Source organism: Pseudomonas sp. I3-I5, assembly GCF_022699445.1.
GTDB classification, from domain to species: domain Bacteria; phylum Pseudomonadota; class Gammaproteobacteria; order Pseudomonadales; family Pseudomonadaceae; genus Aquipseudomonas; species Aquipseudomonas fulva.
Map to the genome: position 1 here is coordinate 555,073 of NZ_CP093940.1, position 17,922 is coordinate 572,994.

Below are 17,922 nucleotides of genomic sequence, written 5' to 3' on the forward strand. Positions count from 1 at the left end.
GAGCGTTCTGGCATGCCCAGGCCAGACGCCTGCTTGCCGGGCCAAGCCAGGTGGTCTGCAACAGCGCGGGTAATCGGTACGGTCGCAGGCGCCGCAGGCCGCTAGGGTAGTGCGGTTGTCGCCGGCGTTCAGACCAAGGAGTACACATGCCGCATTTCGCTTATAAAGAGGGCCACGCGCTGCCGGGCATCAGTGCCGCTGCGCTGCCGCAGGTGGACAGCGAGGTGTGGACCGCCATCGATGCCGAGCGGTTGCGCCAGGTGCAGTCCATCGAGCTGATCGCCGCCGAGAACGTGGTCAGCCGCGCCGTGCTCGAGGCCCAAGGGTCGGTGCTGACCAACAAGTACGCCGAGGGGTACCCGGGGCGACGCTATTACGCCAGCTGCGGCAATGTGGATGTGGTCGAGGACCTGGCCATCGAGCGGGCCCGGCTGCTGTTCGATTGCAGCTATGCCAACGTGCAGCCTCACTCCGGCAACCAGGCCAACCAGGCGGTGTTCCTGGCGCTGCTGGACCCGGAGGACAAGATCCTCGGCCTTGACCTGAAGTCGGGCGGGCACCTGTCCCACGGCGCGGCGTTCAACGTGTCCGGGCGTTGGTTCCAGGCGGTCAGCTACGGTGTGCACCCGCTGACGCACCGGGTCGACATGGACCAGGTGGCGCAGATCGCCCGCCGTGAGCGGCCACGGCTGATCATCGCCGGGGCGTCGGCCTATTCACGCGCGCTGGATTTCGCCCGTTTCCGCGCCATTGCCGACGAGGTGGGGGCGTATCTGATGGCCGACATCGCCCACGTCGCCGGGCTGGTCGCAGGCGGCGCCTATCCCTCGCCTGTGCCCCATGCCCACGTCACCACGCTGAGCACCCACGCGACCCTGCGCGGCCCGCGCGGAGGGATGATCCTGTGCAACGACCAGACCCTGGCGCGCAAAATCAACGCGGCGGTGTTCCCCGGCCTGCAGGGCGCTGCACTGATGCACACGGTCGCGGCCAAGGCGGTGGCGCTGGGCGAGGCGCTGCAACCGGGGTTTGGCCCCTACGCCCATGCGGTGGTGGCCAATGCCCGGGCCTTGTGCGGGCGGCTGGCCGAAGGTGGCTTGCTGGTGGTGTCGGGCGGCACGGACTGCCACCTGGGGGTGATCGACCTGCGCCCCTGGGGCCTTGCCGGCAACGCCGCCGAGGGTGCGCTGGAGGCGGTCGGCATCACCGTGAACCGTAACGTCGTGCCCGGTGACGAGGTCAAGTCCAGCGTCACCTCGGGCATTCGCCTGGGCAGTGCGGCCTGTACCTCCCGGGGCATGGGCGAGGATGAGTTCCGCGAGATCGGGGACATGATCCTGGCCATGCTCGGGGGCGTGCGCAGCGGTGCCATGGACAGCCGCACCGAGCGCTCGATCCGCGAGGGCATCTTCGACCTGACCCGGCGTTTCAAGCTGCCTTACTGAACCCGGCGCTCAAAGCTTGAGGGCGTTGGCCAGGCGCAGCATGGCCGCTTCGATCTCGTAGGCCGTGAGCGAGGAATACCCCAGCAGCCAGCCGTGGGTCTGCGGCTCGCCCAGGTACAGGCTGCTCAGGCCCGACAGCTGCACGCCGGCCGTGGCCGCCTGGCGAATGGTCTTTTCTTCGGACCAGCCTGGCTTGAGCAGGCAGGGGATCTGCAAGCCACCTGGCGGCAGGTGGGCGGTGACCACCGGGCTCAGGTACTTGGCGATGGCGTCGTGCATCACCGCCCGGCGCCCGGCGTACAACTTGCGCATGGCACGCACGTGGGCGTTGTAGTGCCCGTCCTCCATGAAGCGCGCCAGGGTCAGCTGCAAGGTCTGCGGGGTGTGGCCATCCATCATGCTGCGGGCATAGGCGAAGGGCTTGACCAGTTCGGGCGGCAGCACGATGTAGCCCATGCGCAGGCCAGGGTAGAGGGTCTTGCTGAAGGTGCCGATGTACAGGGTGCGCTGGTAGCGGTCCAGGCCCTGCACGCAGGCGGTGGGCTGGCCGTCGTAGTGAAACTCGCTGTCGTAGTCGTCCTCGATGATCCACTTGGCTTTCTGCGCGGCCCAGTTGATCAGCTCCAGCCGGCGCTCCAGGGGCAGGGTCGCGCCGGTGGGGTACTGGTGCGAGGGGGTGACGTACACGCAATTGGCGCCGCTGCGGTCGGCGAACAGCAGGTCGGTGCGGATGCCCCGTTCGTCCACGTCGATGGGCAACACCTTGGTTTCGGCGATGGCGAACGCCTTGCGGGCGCCGTAGTAGCCGGGGTTTTCCAGCAGGATGGGTTTGCCGGCATCTACCAGCAATTGCGCGCACAGGTACAACGCCTGACGCGTACTGCTGAGCACCAGCACCTGGTCGGGGGTGCACGTGGCCCCGCGTTCGAGGTTCAGGTAGGTGGCGATGGCCTTGCGCAGGGGTTCGGCGCCTTGCGGGTCACCGTGCAGCAGGACGCTGGCGCGGTAGTCCTTGACCACTTGACGCTGCAGCCGCTCCCAGACGTCGGTGGGGAAGCTGCGGGTTTCCGGCAGGCCGGTGGCGAAGGCCTTGATCACTTGCTGGTCACGCACGCCGCCGGTCTCGAAGATCATGCGCCCGCGCTGGCTGAGTTCGGCGCCGGGCGCGACCACGCTGCGCCGCATCTCCTGGGTCCGTTGCCGGCGTGGGCCGGCCCCGCGCAATTCGGCGCCCACCGTGTCGCACACGTAGCTGCCCGCGCCGCCGCGGCGCACGATGAAACCGTCCCGGTGCAGCTGCACGTAGGCGTTTTCGACGGTATCGCGGGCGCAGCCCAGAGACTTGGACAGCGCACGGGTGGAGGGCAGTTTCAGGCTCGGGCCCAGCGCGCCATCCAGGATCAACGCACGCAAGGCGCGCTGGATGCGCTGGTGCAGGTCCAGCAGCTGAAACTCGGCGTCGTTGAGCCGAATCTTCAGGGTGTCCAGCGCGAAGGTCTTCGCCATGTGGTCTGCTCTCCATCCATGAACTGGCAGGTAAGGGCAGGCCAGTTTATCCGTAGACTCCGGCCTTCGCCACCCAGGCCTGGCCTGGTATTCACCGCGTCGGCGCGTTCACGCACAGGAGCCCACCCACCATGGCACGGTCACACAATTTCAGCGCAGGCCCCACCGCAGTCCCTCTGGAAGTGCTCAACCAGGCGTACGACGAGTTCCACGATTTTGCCGGCACGGGCATGTCCATCATGGAGATGAGCCACCGCTCGCCCATCTTCCGCGCCATTGCCGAGCAGACCGAGGCCGACCTGCGCGAGCTGCTGGAGGTGCCGGCGCATTACCGCGTGCTGTTCGTGCAGGGCGGCGCTTCGTTGCAGTTCGCCCAGGTGCCCATGAACCTGGCCGGGGACAACGGCAGCGTGGACTACCTGCACACCGGGTTGTGGTCGGGCAAGGCGATCGAGGCGGCGCGCCAGTATGGCGAAGTGCGCGTGGTCGCCAGTGCCCAGGGCACCGGCTTTGACCGGGTGCCGGCGGTCGCGCACTGGCAGCTGAACCCCAAGGCGGCCTACCTGCACTACACCGAGAACGAAACCGTGCACGGCGTGCAGTTCACCGAAGCGCCCGCCAGCGAGGCGCCGCTGGTGTGCGATGCCTGTTCGAGCCTGCTGTCCAAGCCCATCGACATCGCACGTCATGGCCTGGTGTATGCCGCCGCCCAGAAGAACATGGGCGTGGCCGGGCTGACGGTGGTCATCATGGACCCGGCGCTGCTGGATCGCTGCCATGGGTTCACCCCGGACATCCTCAACTACGGGCGCATCAGCGATGCCCAGTCGATGCTCAACACGCCCGCCACCTTCCCCTGGTACCTGACCGGCCTGACGTTGCAGTGGATCAAGCGCAGCGGGGGCTTGCAGGTGCTGCACCAGCGCAACCAGACCAAAGCCAGCCTGCTGTACGAAACCCTCGACGGCAGCGACGGCTTCTACCGCAACCCGGTGCAGCCGGCCTATCGCTCGATCAACAACGTGCCGTTCCGGCTGGCCGATGAAGCACTTCAAGCGGTCTTCCTGCGCGAGGCCGAGGCGGCCGGGCTGCATGGCCTGAAGGGCCACGCCAGCGTCGGCGGCATTCGCGCCAGCCTGTACAACGCCATCTCTGTCGAAGCGGTGGCCGCCCTGTGCGAGTTCATGGGGGCGTTCGCCCGCAGGTACGGTTGAGCGCACTGAAAGTGGTCTGGTCTGCCCCGGTGAAGCGTCGGGGTAAAACCAGCCAATCTGCGGCTATAAATGACTGCCTACCGCAGCCGGATACAGCGTCTAGCAAGGAGCCAAGACCTATGTCATCTACTCGTACCCTCTCGCCCCTGCGCCTGCAGGACCTGCTGCACCCGGTGGTGGCCGGGCTCATTTCGGTGATCGTCAACTATGGCGGCACTTTCATTCTGGTGTTCCAGGCTGCCAAGGTTGCAGGGCTCAGCCCCGAGCTGACCGCCTCGTGGGTGTGGTCGGTGTCCATCGGCGTGGGCGTGACCGGGCTGCTGCTCAGCTGGGTCAGCCGCGAGCCGATCATCACGGCCTGGTCCACGCCGGCGGCGGCGTTCCTGATCGTGGCCCTGGCCACCACGCCCTACGCCGAGGCGGTGGGGGCGTACATGGTGTCGGCGGTGGCCTTCGTGCTGCTGGGCGTGTCGGGCTACTTCGAAAAAGCCGTGCGCCTGATTCCGCCGGGGGTAGCCGCGGGCCTGCTGGGCGGCATTCTGTTGCAGTTCGGTATCGGCGCCTTCGCCAGCATGAGCGTCGACCCCCTGCTGGTCGGGCTGCTGATCGGGGCGTACATCGTGTTCAAGCGCCTGAGCGCTCGCTATGCCGTGGTGGGCATCCTGGTGCTGGGGCTGGTGTACCTGGTGATGCAGGGCCGGGTCGATTTCGCTGGGCTGTCCCTTGAATTCGCCACGCCGGTACTCACCCGCCCCGAGTTCTCGCTCAACGCACTGCTGAGCGTGGCGCTGCCGTTGTTTCTGATCACCCTGACCGGCCAGTACATGCCCGGCATGCTGGTGTTGCGCAACGACGGGTTTCGCACCAGTGCCAATCCGATCCTCGGCATCACCGGGCTGGGCTCGCTGTTGATGGCGCCGTTCGGCTCCCACGCCTTCAACATCGCCGCCATCACCGCCGCCATCTGCACCGGCAAGGAAGCGTCCGAAGACCCGTCCAAGCGCTGGGTGGCCGGTGTGGCCGCCGGCATCTTCTACATCCTGGTGGGCATTTTCGGCGTGACGCTGGCGGCGGTGTTCATGGCCTTTCCGGCCACCTTCATCACCACCCTGGCGGGGCTGGCCCTGCTGGGCACCATCGGCGGCAGCCTGGCCAACGCCATGCTCGATGCAAAAGCGCGCGAGGCGTCGTTGATCACCTTCCTGGCCTGTGCGGCCAACATCACCCTGCTGGGCATCGGCGGTGCGTTCTGGGGGCTGGTGATCGGCCTTGTGGCCTACGCCGTGCTCAACGGTCGCCTGCCACGCCGGGCCAAGGCCGCCCAGGCAGAACCGGCAGCAGTGCCCACCAAAGGAGCGACGAATTGATGACCGAGTACGCCGAAGACCTCACCACCCTGCATGCGCGCCATGGCCGCTATCCGCAGGCCAACACCGTCGAGGATTTTCGCCGCAACCTGGCCGCCGTGCATGAGCGCATCGCCCGGGCCTGCGAGCGGGTCGGGCGAGACCCGGCCGAAGTGCGCCTGCTGCCGGTCAGCAAGACCTTCGACGAAGCCCACCTGCGCCTGGCCTATGCCGCCGGTTGCCGCCTGCTGGGCGAGAACAAGGTGCAGGAGGCCCAGCGCAAGTGGGAAGCCATGGCCGACCTGCAGGACTTGCAGTGGTCGGTGATCGGCCACTTGCAGACCAACAAGGCCAAGCAGGTGGCGCGTTTTGCCAGTGAGTTCCAGGCGCTGGACAGCCTACGCGTGGCCGAGGTGCTGGACCGCCGGCTGCGCATCGAAGGGCGGCAGATGGATGTGTTCGTCCAGGTCAACACCTCGGGCGAGGCCAGCAAGTACGGGCTGGTGCCCGATGACGTGGCGGCGTTTCTACAGGCACTGCCAGCGTTCCCGGCGCTGCGTGTGCGCGGCCTGATGACCCTGGCGCTGTTTTCGGCCGACGCCGCGCGGGTACGCCCGTGCTTCGTGTTGCTGCGTGAGCTGCGCGACCAGCTGCGCGCCACTGCGCCTGAAGGGGTGTCGTTGCAGGAGCTGTCGATGGGCATGTCGGGTGATTTCGAAGTGGCCATCGAGGAGGGCGCCACGGTGGTGCGTGTCGGCCAGGCGATCTTCGGCGCCCGCGCCATGCCCGATGCCTACTACTGGCCCACCGCCGATGCCGCGCCGCACCCGGACGCTACTCCGTCGCTGGCCACCAGCCATTGACCACTCTGTACAGGAAACCTGCAATGTCTGCTGCTCCCGCTTACCTCATGCACACCTCAGCCCGCCAACCAGTTGCGTTCAGCCGGGGCCAGGGCGCCTTGTTGTGGGATTCGCACGGGGTCGAGTACCTCGATGCCATCGCCGGGGTGGCCGTGACCAGCCTGGGGCACGCCAACCCCGAGATCGCCTCGGCCCTGGCCGAACAGGCCGACGTGCTGCTGCACACCACCAACATGTTTCGTATCCCATGGCAGGAACAGCTAGGCGAGCGCCTGTGCCGGCTCTCGGGCATGGAGCGGGCGTTCTTCTGCAACTCCGGCGCCGAGGCCAACGAGGCCGCGCTCAAGCTGGCGCGCTTGCACGCCACGGCCCGGAGCGTTGCCCAACCCCAGGTGCTGGTGATGGAAAACAGCTTCCATGGGCGTACCCTGGCAACCCTGGCCGCCACCGGCAACCCGGCCGTTCACCGCGGTTTCGAGCCGCTGATGCCAGGCTTCATCCGCGTGCCCTACGATGACATCGAGGCGGTGCGCCAGGTGGCGGCCAACTCGCCCAACGTGGTGGCCGTGCTGGTCGAGCCCGTGCAGGGCGAGGGCGGTGTGCACCCGGCATCGGCGGGCTATCTGCAAGCGCTGCGCCAGCTGTGCGACGCGCACGACTGGCTGATGATGATCGACGAGGTGCAGACCGGCATGGGCCGTACCGGCACCTGGTTCGGTTTCCAGCACGCCGGCATCGAGCCCGACGTCATCACCCTGGCCAAGGCCCTGGGCAATGGCTTCCCCATCGGCGCGTGCCTGGCCCGAGGCAAGGCCGCCGAGCTGTTTTCCCCCGGCCACCATGCCTCCACCTTCGGCGGCAACCCGCTGGCTTGCCGCGTGGGCTGCACGGTGGTGGACATCATGCAGCGCGATCAGCTGCCGCAGCGCGCTGCGGTGCTGGGCCAGCGTTTGCTGGCGGCCTTGCAGCTGGCGCTGGGCGGGCACCCTGAAGTGGTGTCGGTGCGCGGCCTGGGCCTGATGGTCGGCATCGAGCTCAACCGCCCCTGCGCCGAGCTGGTGGACCGGGCCCGGGACGAGCAACACCTGCTGATCACCGTCACCCGCGGTACCACCGTGCGCCTGCTGCCGCCCCTGATCTGCTCCGAGGTGCAGATCGACGACATCGCTGCACGCCTCACCCGCTTGCTGTCACCCCAAGCCTGATTCAGAACAAGGACGCTTAACCCATGTACGACTCGACGCTGACCCTCAACGCCTTCGATCCAGAGCTGCACGCCTCGATTCGCAACGAAGTGAATCGCCAGGAAGACCACATCGAGCTGATCGCCTCGGAAAACTATGCAAGCCCCTTGGTGATGCAGATCCAGAGCACGGTGCTCACCAACAAGTACGCCGAAGGCTATCCCGGCAAGCGCTACTACAGTGGCTGCGAATACGTGGACGTGGCCGAAAGCCTGGCCATCGAGCGGGTCAAGGCCCTGTTCAACTGCGACTACGCCAACGTGCAGCCCCACGCCGGCGCCCAGGCCAACGCGGCGGTGTTCCTGGCGCTGATCCAGCCAGGCGACACCGTGATGGGCATGAACCTGGCCCAGGGCGGGCACCTGACCCACGGCAACCCGGCCAACTTCTCGGGCCGCCACTACAAGATCGTGCCCTACGGCCTGGACCCTGAAACGGGCTTTCTCGACTATGACGAGATGGAGCGCATCGCGCTGGAAACCCGCCCGAAGATGCTCATCGGTGGTTTCTCGGCCTACTCGCGCTACAAGGACTGGGCACGCATGCGCAGCATCGCCGACAAGGTCGGGGCGATCTTCTGGGTGGACATGGCCCACGTGGCCGGGCTGGTTGCCGCAGGCGAATACCCAGACCCGCTGCCCCACGCCCATGTGGTCACCAGCACCACCCACAAGACCCTGCGCGGCCCGCGCGGCGGCCTGATCCTGTCCAAGGGGCAGGACGAAAGTTTCTACAAGAAGCTCGACTCGGCGGTATTCCCGGGTGTCCAGGGTGGCCCACTGATGCACCAGATCGCGGCCAAGGCCGTGGCCTTCAAGGAAGCGCTGTCGCCGGCATTTCGCAGTTACCAGACCCAGGTGGTGACCAATGCCCGGGCCATGGCCAAGGTGTTGCAGGCGCGCGGGTACAAGATCGTGTCGGACGGGACCGACAACCACATGATGCTGATCGACCTGTCGGCCAAGCCCTACACGGGTAAGGAAGCCGATGCGGCCTTGAGCAGCGCCTATATCACGGCCAACAAGAACTCGGTGCCCAACGACCCGCGTTCGCCGTTCGTGACCTCGGGGCTGCGCATCGGTACACCGGCGGTGACCACGCGAGGGTTCGATGTAGAGGCGTGCGAGCAGGTGGCGGGGTGGCTGTGTGATGTGCTCGATGCCCTGGAAACCGGGCGCAGTGACGAGGTGGGGCACCATGTGCGTGAGCAGGTGGTTGCGCTGTGCCGTCGTTATCCGGTTTATGGTTGAGAGGATGGGGGCCTGGCACCGGCGGTGTCGGGGTGTTTGAGGCAGGTTTTTTGACCTGTGTGAAAGGGCTGCCTGGCAGCCCTTTTTTGTTGCTGGGTTTGCTGTGCCGTCGAGTCCGGGATGAAGACCGCCGGGGCCGCTATGCGGCCCATCGCGGCACGAGGCCACTCCCACAGTAGATCCCGGTACCTTTCGAATACGCAAATCCCTGTGGGAGCAACTGTCTTGCCCGATTTATTTAAAATCTAGCCCGCCCCCCAGGGGGCGCGCTTGTCGCGCGGCCACGGGCGAAGCCCGTGCCATCCAGCGCGGTATTGGATTGATGGGCAAGCCCGCTCCTGTATGAGTTACGTCGGCTTCCTGCTCTAGGTCCGCATAGGCTGTGGCAAGACCAGATCAAGCCAAGGCTTGCCCGTCCTTAGCATGGCATTGAGCCGTACGATCAATACCCGCATACAGGCTACGAGGGCGACCTTGGCAACTTTTCCGCGTCCGCGCAGCGCCTCATAACGAGCCTTGAGTGCTGGGTTGTACTTTATCGCCACAAGGCATGACATATACAACGATCGCCTGGCCTCAAACCGCCCGCCCGAGATAGAGCGTTTGCCCACGGATTTTCCGCTGTCGTGGTTAAAAGGCGCCACCCCGACCAACGAGGCTATTTCTTTGGACTCTACACGCCCCAGTTCTGGCAGAAGTGTTATCAGCTTGCCCGCCGTTACCAGCCCAATGCCTTTGACCTGGACCAGCTGAGTAACCCGTTCATCTTTCAGGGCTTCCGTTTGCTGGCTGATCGCTTGCTCAATCAGCTTGATCTGCGACTTGAAGTGCTGAAGGTTGGCTTTCAGAAAGTCGGACACCGCGCTGAACTGCGCCTGTTTCAGGCGCCTGCGGTCGTCATCACGCTGCTGAACCAGCCGATCACGTTGCTGCAGCAATTCTCGCAACAGCGCACGCTCCGGGCTGATCCGCAGGGTGGGCTGGTCTGGAATGACCTCAGCGTAGTGGGCCAGTACTTCGGCATCGATGGCGTCGGTCTTGGCTTTGACTCCGATGGATTCTGCGAACGCTCGGGCTCGCCTGGGATTGACGCGTATGACCTTGTAGCCCGCGTCCTGCAAGAACCTCAGGATATTACGCTCATAGCCACCTGTGGCCTCCAGCAGAACACGCTTTATGCTGAGACCGCAAAGGCCATCGAGCAACGCTTCGAATCCCGCCGGATCATTGCTTACATGAAGTCTGGTGCCCTGAGGCCGTACCGCAGCATCAAGCGAAAGACTAGAAACATCGATACCCAGGTAGGAAACCATCGCCTAAATCTCCTAAACTCAACACTGTGAGAGGACTTTGGCTTGGCCCACGCTTGTGATTCGAGATCAGAGCCGCGTCCAACTGTTCGGGCTCTCGCCAAAGTGGAACGGTGAATGGCAGCTTGTGCTCCCACTCGTGCTCAAGGCACCTGCGGCCTTCAGCTTGCCATTCACCGCTCTCACTCCAGATTCTAATCTCTAATCAAGACACAAGCGGCCTTGTGCCGCGATGGGCCGCACAGCGGCCCCAACTACCGCGCCCGAGTGACCCGATCCACCAGATACACCAGCCCGTGATAATCGATGCCACTGTGGGTCGACAAGCCAATTTCACAGGTGCGGCTGGTGGAGATGCCTTCACCGCAGTACTGCACCGCATCCTTCAGGCTGCGCAAGGCATGGGCATTGAGCTCCGGGGTGGTGAAGCCCTTGTCGCCGGCAAACCCGCAGCAATGAATCCCTTCAGGTATCACCACCTGCGTGCTGCACCGCCGCGCCAGGTCGATCAGCGCCTGGCTTTCGCCTAGGTGCTGCGTACTGCAGGTCACATGCACGGCGACCGGTTCATCCTGAGGAGTGAAGGTGAGCCGATCGACCAGGTGCGTACGGATGAAACGCACCGGGTCGTACAGGTCCAAACGGGTATCCCCCAGGTCCTGGACCAGGCGCAGGGTGCAGGGGCTGGTGTCGCAATAGATCGGGTCCAGACCGCCCCGGCTGGCGTGCAGCAGGGCATTGATCAGCTCCTGGCGCTTGTGTTCAGCCTGCTCAGGGTAGCCTTTGGAGGCGAAGGGCTGGCCGCAGCACAGGCTTTCGGCATTGTCAGGGAAGACCACCTGATACCCTGCCTTCTCCAGCAGGCTGCGGGTCTTGTCCAGCAACGAGCTCTGCTCGCGATCGGCATACGCCGGGCCCATGACCTTGGACACGCAGGCAGCCAGGTAAACCACGCGAGGGCGCGGGTCGTTGCTCGCCTCACCCACGCGCACAGGGCGCACAGGCTGGGGCATGGTCGGGGTCCAGCGGGGCATGCGCCCTTTGCTGGTCTTGCTCAGGGCGGCGCTCAAGCGGTTCAGGCGCGGCGCGCCCAGCAGCTTGCGGGCGGTATTGGCGGCGGTCAGGGACAGGCGCGCGCCGCCCATGGCCGTCTTGAAGTGTTCGGCCAACCAGTCGGCGGCCTTGCCATGTTCGGCCGCCTGGGCGCGCAGCTTCTTGACCAGCTCGCCGGTGTTGATGCCCACCGGGCAGCGCTGGGCACACAGCCCCGTGGCGGCGCAGGTGTCCATGCCCTGGTACTGGAAGGTGTCGCGCAGCGCGCGGGTGTCCTGGCCGTCGCGCTCCCTGGCTTGGATATCCCGCCACATGACGATGCGCTGGCGTGGGCTGAGGGTCAGCCCCTTGGACGGGCACACCGGTTCGCAGAACCCGCATTCGATGCATTTGTCGACGATCGCGTCGGCAGCCGGCAGCGGCTTGAGGTGCTTGAGGTGGATGGCCGGGTCTTCGCTGAGCACCACATCGGGGTTGAGAATGCCGTTGGGGTCGAGCAGGCGCTTGAGCTGCCACATCAGCTGGTAGGCATCCTGGCCCCATTCGAGCGCCACGAAGGGCGCCATGTTGCGGCCGGTGCCGTGCTCGGCCTTGAGCGAGCCGCCGAACTCCACGGCCACCAACTGCGCCACGTCGTCCATGAAGGCCTGGTAGCGCGCCACTTCCTCGGCGCTGTTGAAACCCTGGGTGAAGACGAAGTGCAGGTTGCCTTCCAGCGCATGGCCGAAAATGATTGCCTCGTCGTAGCGGTGCTGGTCGAACAGCTGGATCAGCCGGTTGACGCCTTCGGCCAGTTGCTCGACGGGGAAGGTGACGTCTTCGATGATGACCGTGGTGCCGGTCTGGCGCACGGCGCCCACGGCGGGGAAGGTGTCCTTGCGGATCTTCCACAGCTGGTTGTACACCACCGGGTCTTCGCTGAAATCCACTTGCTGTTCCAGGGGGAACTCGGCAATCGAGGCCATCACTTGGTGCACTTGCTCGTGCAGCAGGGTCTGGCTGGCGGCGCGGGATTCGATCAACAGGGCGCAGGCGTTGGCCGACAGGCCCTTGACCCACACCGGCATGCCGGCCATGTCCTGCACCGAGCGCAGGCTGCGCCGGTCCAGCAACTCCACGGCCGATACGGGCTGGCGCTTGAGGATCGGCACGGCGCGGCAGCAGCTTTCGACACTGGGGAACACCAGCAGGGCGCTGGCCTTGTGCGGGTGGTCGGGCACGGTGTCGTAGGTCACCGCGCTGATGAAGCCCAGGGTGCCCTCGGAGCCGACCAGCAGGTGCTGCAGGATGTCGAGCGGCTGGTCAAAATCCACCAGGGCATTGAGCGACAGGCCGGTGGTGTTCTTGAGCCGGTACTTGTGCCGGATGCGCTCGGCCAGGGCCGTATTGGCGCGGGTCTCCCGACCCAGGCGGGCGAGGGCGTCGAGCAAGGGGGCGTGGCTGTTCTGGAAGGCCGCGACGCTGGCCGGGTCCTCGCTGTCCAGGCAGGTGCCGTCGGCCAGCACCAGGCGCAGGCCGGCCAGGGTGTGGTAGGTGTTCTGCGCCGTGCCGCAGCACATGCCGCTGGCGTTGTTGGCGACGATACCGCCAATCTTGCAGGCATTGATCGAGGCAGGGTCGGGGCCGATCTTGCGCCCGAACGGCGCCAGCCAGGCGTTGGCCTGGGCGCCGATGACACCCGGCTGCAGCCTAATCTGTTCGCCCTGGCCGCGCACCTCGCGCCCGTTCCAGTTATCGCCCAGCACGATCAGGACCGAATCGCTGATGGCCTGGCCGGACAAGCTGGTGCCGGCGGCGCGGAAGGTGATGGGCACCCGCTCGCGCTGGGCCAGCTTGATCAGCCCGACCACCTCGTCCTCGGACTCCACCCGCACCACCAGCTTGGGGATCAGGCGATAGAAGCTGGCATCGGTGCCGAAGGCCAGGGTAGAGGTCGGGTCGTCGAAGCGACGCTCGGCAGGTATCAGGCGCTCGGCATCGCGCAGAAACGCAGCAGGCAGGCTCATGCAGTCTCCTCGCGGGGCCGCGGCGTCTGGTGCGGCGCGTGCCCCGGTAATCAGGCGGTGTTTCAGGCAGGCGCTCAGGCGCCGAGTTCGCGTACCAGCGAGTCGCGGGTGATCTCGCCGATGGACTTGGTGCCGGTCAGCACCATGGCCACGCGCATTTCTTTCTCGAACAGCTCCAGCAGGTTCTTCACCCCGGCCTGGCCATGAACGGCCAGGGCATACAGGAAGGCCCGGCCGATCAGCACGGTGTCGGCGCCCAGGGCGATCATGCGCACCACGTCCAGGCCGCTGCGAATGCCCGAGTCGGCCAGGATCTTCAGGTCGCCCTTCACCGCGTCGGCAATCGCCGGCAAGGCGCGGGCGCTGGACAGCACGCCGTCGAGCTGGCGGCCACCGTGGTTGGACACGACGATACCGTCGGCGCCGAACTTGACCGCATCGCGGGCATCGTCGGCATCGAGGATGCCCTTGATGATCATCGGGCCGTCCCAGAATTCGCGGATCCATTCCAGGTCGCGCCAGGAAATGGACGGGTCGAAATTGTTGGCCAGCCAGCCGATGTAGTCGGCCAGGCCCGTAGGGTTGCCCCGGTAGGTGGAGATGTTGCCCAGATCGTGCGGGCGGCCCATGACGCCCACGTCCCATGCCCACTGCGGGTGGGTCATGGCTTGCAGCATACGCCGCAGCGGGCCGTTCTTGCCGCTCATGCCCGAGTGGGCATCGCGGTAGCGGGCGCCGGGGGTGGGCATGTCGACGGTGAACACCAGGGTGCGAACGCCGGCAGCCTTGGCGCGCTCCAGGGCATTGCGCATGAACCCGCGGTCCTTGAGCACGTACAGCTGGAACCACATCGGCCGGTCGATGGCCGGGGCCACTTCTTCGATGGGGCAGACCGAAACGGTGGACATGGTGAACGGGATGCCGTGGGCAGCAGCCGCACGCGCCGCCTGCACTTCGCCACGGCGGGCGTACATGCCGGTCAGGCCGACCGGGGCCAGGGCCACAGGCATGCTCAGGGTTTCACCGAACAGCTCGGTCTGCAGGCTGAGTTCGGACATGTTCTTCAGCACGCGCTGGCGCAGGGCGATGCTGGCCAGGTCCGAAACGTTATGGCGCAGGGTGTGCTCGGCGTAGGCGCCGCCATCGGCATAGTGGAACAGGAAGGGCGGCAACTTGCGTTGGGCGGCGGCGCGGTAATCGGTAGAGGCAGAAATGATCATGGGCTCTCGCAGCTTGGCAGGTGAGTAAGGCCGGGCGATGTGGGCTGCCCGGCCCCTTTCACTTTAGTGATGAACCAGCATGCCGGTCAGCCAGTAGGCCTGCACCAAGGTGATCAGGCCGACGATGGTGGCGAAGAACAGGCTGTGCTTGACGGTGAAGCGGAACAGGTCGGACTCCTTACCCACAAGGCCGGTGGCGGCGCACGCCACGGCGATCGACTGCGGCGAAATCATCTTTCCGGTCACGCCGCCGCTGGTGTTGGCTGCAACCAGCAGGGTGTCGTTCACGCCGATCTGGTGCGCGGTGGTGGCTTGCAACGAGCTGAACAGGGCGTTGGAGGAGGTGTCCGAACCGGTCAGGAACACCCCCAGCCAGCCCAGGAACGGCGAGAAGAACGGGAACGCCGCGCCGGTGCCGGCCAGTACCAGGGCCATGGTCGAGGACATGCCGGAATAGTTGGTCACGAAGGCGAAGGCCAGCACCATGCCGATGGACAGAATGGGCCAGCGCAGCTCGAAGAGTGTTTCCTTGAAAGTGGTCAGACCAGTCTTGACGTTGATCTTGAGCACGGCCATGGAGATCAGTGCCGACAGGAAGATCGCGGTGCCCGTGGCAGAAATCGGGTCGAGCTTGAACACGGCCGGCATGGCGGTAGGCGCAGCCACGATGGGGGCGGTCTTGATCACCAGTTGGTCGAGGTGCGGGATGGCGAAGTTGAACACGAAGTTGTACATCGCACCGCCCGGGGCGAACGCGGCCTTGAAGGGCTTGAGGGTCCAGATCGTCACCAGCACCGTGAGGATCAGGAACGGCGACCAGGCCTTGAAGATTTCACCCAGGCTGTAGGGGCTTGGCTGGCTGCCACCGGTTTGCACCACGGCCGCGCCGACGCTGCCGGTGGCCGCCGCGAACGAACGCTTGGGCTGCCACACTTTCAGGAACAAGGTCAGGGCGATCAGGCTGGCCAGGGCCGAGGTGATGTCAGGGAGTTCCGGGCCGATGAAGTTCGAGGTGAAGTACTGGGTGACGGCGAAGCTCAAGCCGGCCACCAGGGCAGCAGGCCAGGTTTCCTTCACGCCGCGCAGGCCGTCCATCATGAACACCAGCCAGAACGGCACGAACAGCGACAGCAACGGCAGCTGGCGACCAGTCATGGCGCCAATGTGGAAGGCGTCGATGCCGGTGACCTGGCCTGCCACGATGATCGGGATGCCCAGCGCGCCGAAGGCGACCGGTGCGGTGTTGGCGATCAGGCACAGGCCTGCGGCGTACAGCGGGTTGAAGCCAAGGCCCACCAGCAGCGCGGCGGTGATCGCCACCGGTGCACCAAAGCCGGCCGCCCCTTCCAGGAAGGCGCCGAAGCAGAAGCCGATCAGCAACACCTGCAGGCGCTGGTCGTCGGTGATCGACAGCACCGAACTGCGGATCACCTCGAACTGGCCGCTCTTGACCGTGAGTTTGTACAGGAACACGGCCGCGACGATGATCCAGGCGATGGGCCACAGACCATAGAGGAAGCCGTAGCCGGCAGCCGCCAGGGCCATGTCGACAGGCATCTGGAAAGCGAAGATCGCCACCAGGATCGACAAGCCCAAGGTGATGCTGCCGGCGACATGGCCCTTGAGACGGAAGACGGCCAGGGCCAGGAAGAAGAAGACGATGGGGATGACTGCCGCCAGTGCGGACAGGCCGAGACTGCCCAGCGGGCTGTAGAGTTGTTGCCAGGTTTGCATATGGGGTGGCCCCTAATTGTTGTTGGTCATGCGCCGGCCCTGGATAATTGGTAAGACCAATTTACAATGGCTCGCCGCTAGGTTAAAAGCGCACACGGGGGTGTGTCAATTTGTCCGAGGCAGCACTTTGGTCGAATGCCGATGGGCGGGCAGGTGATGTGGCGTGAAAATCGAGCGCTGGTGGGTGTCGGCCGGCTGTGGATCGGCGAGAATGGATGCCCCGGATATCAGCCGGGATTCGTGGAGAGCGTGTGATGGTTTTTGATCAGGTCCGCCAGCGGCGCCTGTCCGACGACATTGTCGATCGGTTGGAAGGGATGATTCTGGAAGGCACGTTGACGTCGGGCCAGCGGCTGCCAGCCGAACGCGTGCTGGCCGAGCAGTTTGGGGTATCACGCCCGTCGTTGCGCGAAGCGATCCAGAAGCTGGTGGCCAAGGGGTTGCTGGTCAGCAAGCAAGGCGGCGGCAACTATGTGGCGCAGTCGCTGGGCTCCACGTTCAGTGACCCGTTGTTGCAACTGCTCGAACACAGCCCTCAGGCGCAACACGACCTGCTGGAGTTTCGCCATACCCTGGAGGCGTCTTGTGCCTACTACGCGGCCCAGCGCGCCACCGCACCCGACCGGGCTCGCTTGAAGGAGGCGTTCGACGTGCTGCAGGACTGCTACGCACGGGTGGGGGAAGTCACGCGGGCCGAAGAAGGCGCCGCCGATGCGCGCTTTCACCTGGCCATTGCCGAGGCCAGTCACAATGCCGTGCTGCTGCACACCATTCGTGGCTTGTTCGACCTGCTCAAGCGCAACGTGGTCACCAACATCGGTGGCATGTACCAGCAACGCAGCGAAACGCGCGACATGCTGATCAGCCAGCACCGGGAGTTGTACCTGGCGATTGTCGAGGGCAGGGCCGAGGATGCGCGTGAGGTGTCCAGCCGGCACATTCTGTACGTGCAGGAGGTGCTCGAAGAGGCGCATGAAGAGGCGCAGCGGGTCGCACGGGCGGAGCGGCGCAACGGGCACTGAGGGTATGTGTGCGGGCGAGTGTACGCATGAACAGGTGGCCGCTGTGGGCGGCGCGCTGTTCACGGCAGGTAAGCTTCCCCTTGATGAAACGATCGGGCAACTAGTTGCCCGTATCATCACTCGGCGGGGAAGAGGGGCAAGCGCTAGTCTTCCTTGCCCTTGTTGCGCACGGCCCGCTGCAGCTCGCGGTTGGAATCGCGTTCGCGCACGGTATCGCGCTTGTCGTATTCCTTCTTGCCCTTACCCAGTGCGATTTCGCACTTGATCAGGTGCTTGCTCCAATACAGCGCCAATGCCACGCAGGTATAACCCTTTTGCGCCACGGCCGCTTCGAGCCGCTCGAGCTCACGCTTGTTGAGCAGCAGCTTGCGGGTGCGGATGGGGTCTGCGATGACGTGGGTGCTGGCGGTGGTCAGCGGGGTGATGTGGCTGCCGAACAGCCAGGCCTCACCGTCCTTGAGCAGCACGTAGCTGTCAACGAGGTGCGCCTTGCCGGCTCGCAGGCTTTTTACTTCCCAGCCGGACAGGACCAGCCCGGCCTCGAACTTGTGTTCGATGAAGTAATCGTGTCGCGCTTTCTTGTTCTGCGCGATGGTCCCGGTCGGATGTTTTTTTTGCTTAGCCATAGGGTCGGCATTATAGGCAAGTCCGCGCGTCGTCCGCTATGGGATTTCTGCGTGCTTGAGCCACTGGAATGAATACCGGACAA

General features: G+C 65.3%; 13 protein-coding genes. 7 read left to right on the plus strand and 6 right to left on the minus strand.

The features are described from left to right. Positions 1 to 146: 146 nt before the first annotated feature. Positions 147 to 1,445 (plus strand): serine hydroxymethyltransferase, encoded by a 1,299-nt coding sequence (locus tag MOP87_RS02445; protein WP_242810090.1) that lies wholly within the window; start codon positions 147 to 149, stop codon positions 1,443 to 1,445. Between the two features lie 9 nt (positions 1,446 to 1,454). Here the strand turns inward: MOP87_RS02445 and MOP87_RS02450 are convergent, their stop codons facing one another. Beyond that, complete coding sequence (locus MOP87_RS02450; RefSeq protein ID WP_242810091.1) at positions 1,455 to 2,951, minus strand: PLP-dependent aminotransferase family protein; 1,497 nt, start codon at positions 2,949 to 2,951, stop codon at positions 1,455 to 1,457. A gap of 131 nt (positions 2,952 to 3,082) precedes the next feature. Between MOP87_RS02450 and serC the strand changes: the two genes are divergently transcribed. From serC to glyA, 5 genes are all read left to right on the plus strand, one after another. Then, positions 3,083 to 4,165 (plus strand): 3-phosphoserine/phosphohydroxythreonine transaminase, encoded by a 1,083-nt coding sequence (gene serC / locus MOP87_RS02455; RefSeq protein WP_027915432.1) that lies wholly within the window; start codon positions 3,083 to 3,085, stop codon positions 4,163 to 4,165. A 119-nt stretch (positions 4,166 to 4,284) separates the two neighbouring features. Further along, entirely contained in the window at positions 4,285 to 5,532 is a 1,248-nt protein-coding gene (locus tag MOP87_RS02460) for a benzoate/H(+) symporter BenE family transporter (protein WP_242810092.1), read from the plus strand. Then, positions 5,532 to 6,374: a YggS family pyridoxal phosphate-dependent enzyme gene (locus MOP87_RS02465; RefSeq protein ID WP_028687087.1), complete on the plus strand. Its 843-nt coding sequence runs from the start codon at positions 5,532 to 5,534 to the stop codon at positions 6,372 to 6,374. Before MOP87_RS02460 ends, MOP87_RS02465 begins: the two co-directional genes overlap by 1 nt. Positions 6,375 to 6,397: 23 nt before the next feature. Continuing rightward, positions 6,398 to 7,579: an aspartate aminotransferase family protein gene (locus tag MOP87_RS02470; protein WP_242810093.1), complete on the plus strand. Its 1,182-nt coding sequence runs from the start codon at positions 6,398 to 6,400 to the stop codon at positions 7,577 to 7,579. Positions 7,580 to 7,602: 23 nt separating this feature from the next. Then, on the plus strand, positions 7,603 to 8,868 hold the full coding sequence (gene glyA / locus MOP87_RS02475) for a serine hydroxymethyltransferase (RefSeq protein ID WP_027915429.1): 1,266 nt from the start codon (positions 7,603 to 7,605) through the stop codon (positions 8,866 to 8,868). Between the two features lie 365 nt (positions 8,869 to 9,233). Here glyA and MOP87_RS02480 read toward each other — a convergent pair whose 3' ends face one another. From MOP87_RS02480 to MOP87_RS02495, 4 genes are all read right to left on the minus strand, one after another. After that, positions 9,234 to 10,181 (minus strand): IS110 family transposase, encoded by a 948-nt coding sequence (locus tag MOP87_RS02480; RefSeq protein ID WP_059183221.1) that lies wholly within the window; start codon positions 10,179 to 10,181, stop codon positions 9,234 to 9,236. 251 nt (positions 10,182 to 10,432) lie between these two features. Then, entirely contained in the window at positions 10,433 to 13,237 is a 2,805-nt protein-coding gene (locus MOP87_RS02485; RefSeq protein WP_242810094.1) for an FAD-binding and (Fe-S)-binding domain-containing protein, read from the minus strand. Positions 13,238 to 13,311: 74 nt separating this feature from the next. Next, on the minus strand, positions 13,312 to 14,457 hold the full coding sequence (gene lldD / locus MOP87_RS02490) for an FMN-dependent L-lactate dehydrogenase LldD (RefSeq protein ID WP_140174717.1): 1,146 nt from the start codon (positions 14,455 to 14,457) through the stop codon (positions 13,312 to 13,314). A 63-nt stretch (positions 14,458 to 14,520) separates the two neighbouring features. Further along, positions 14,521 to 16,191, minus strand: a complete 1,671-nt coding sequence (locus tag MOP87_RS02495) for a lactate permease LctP family transporter (protein WP_049696585.1) — start codon at positions 16,189 to 16,191, stop codon at positions 14,521 to 14,523. Positions 16,192 to 16,445: 254 nt separating this feature from the next. Between MOP87_RS02495 and MOP87_RS02500 the strand changes: the two genes are divergently transcribed. Next, on the plus strand, positions 16,446 to 17,213 hold the full coding sequence (locus MOP87_RS02500; protein ID WP_027915425.1) for an FCD domain-containing protein: 768 nt from the start codon (positions 16,446 to 16,448) through the stop codon (positions 17,211 to 17,213). A gap of 143 nt (positions 17,214 to 17,356) precedes the next feature. On the opposite strand, the gene smpB is transcribed toward MOP87_RS02500, so the two are convergent. Beyond that, on the minus strand, positions 17,357 to 17,839 hold the full coding sequence (gene smpB / locus MOP87_RS02505) for an SsrA-binding protein SmpB (RefSeq protein WP_023533119.1): 483 nt from the start codon (positions 17,837 to 17,839) through the stop codon (positions 17,357 to 17,359). Positions 17,840 to 17,922: the final 83 nt, after the last annotated feature.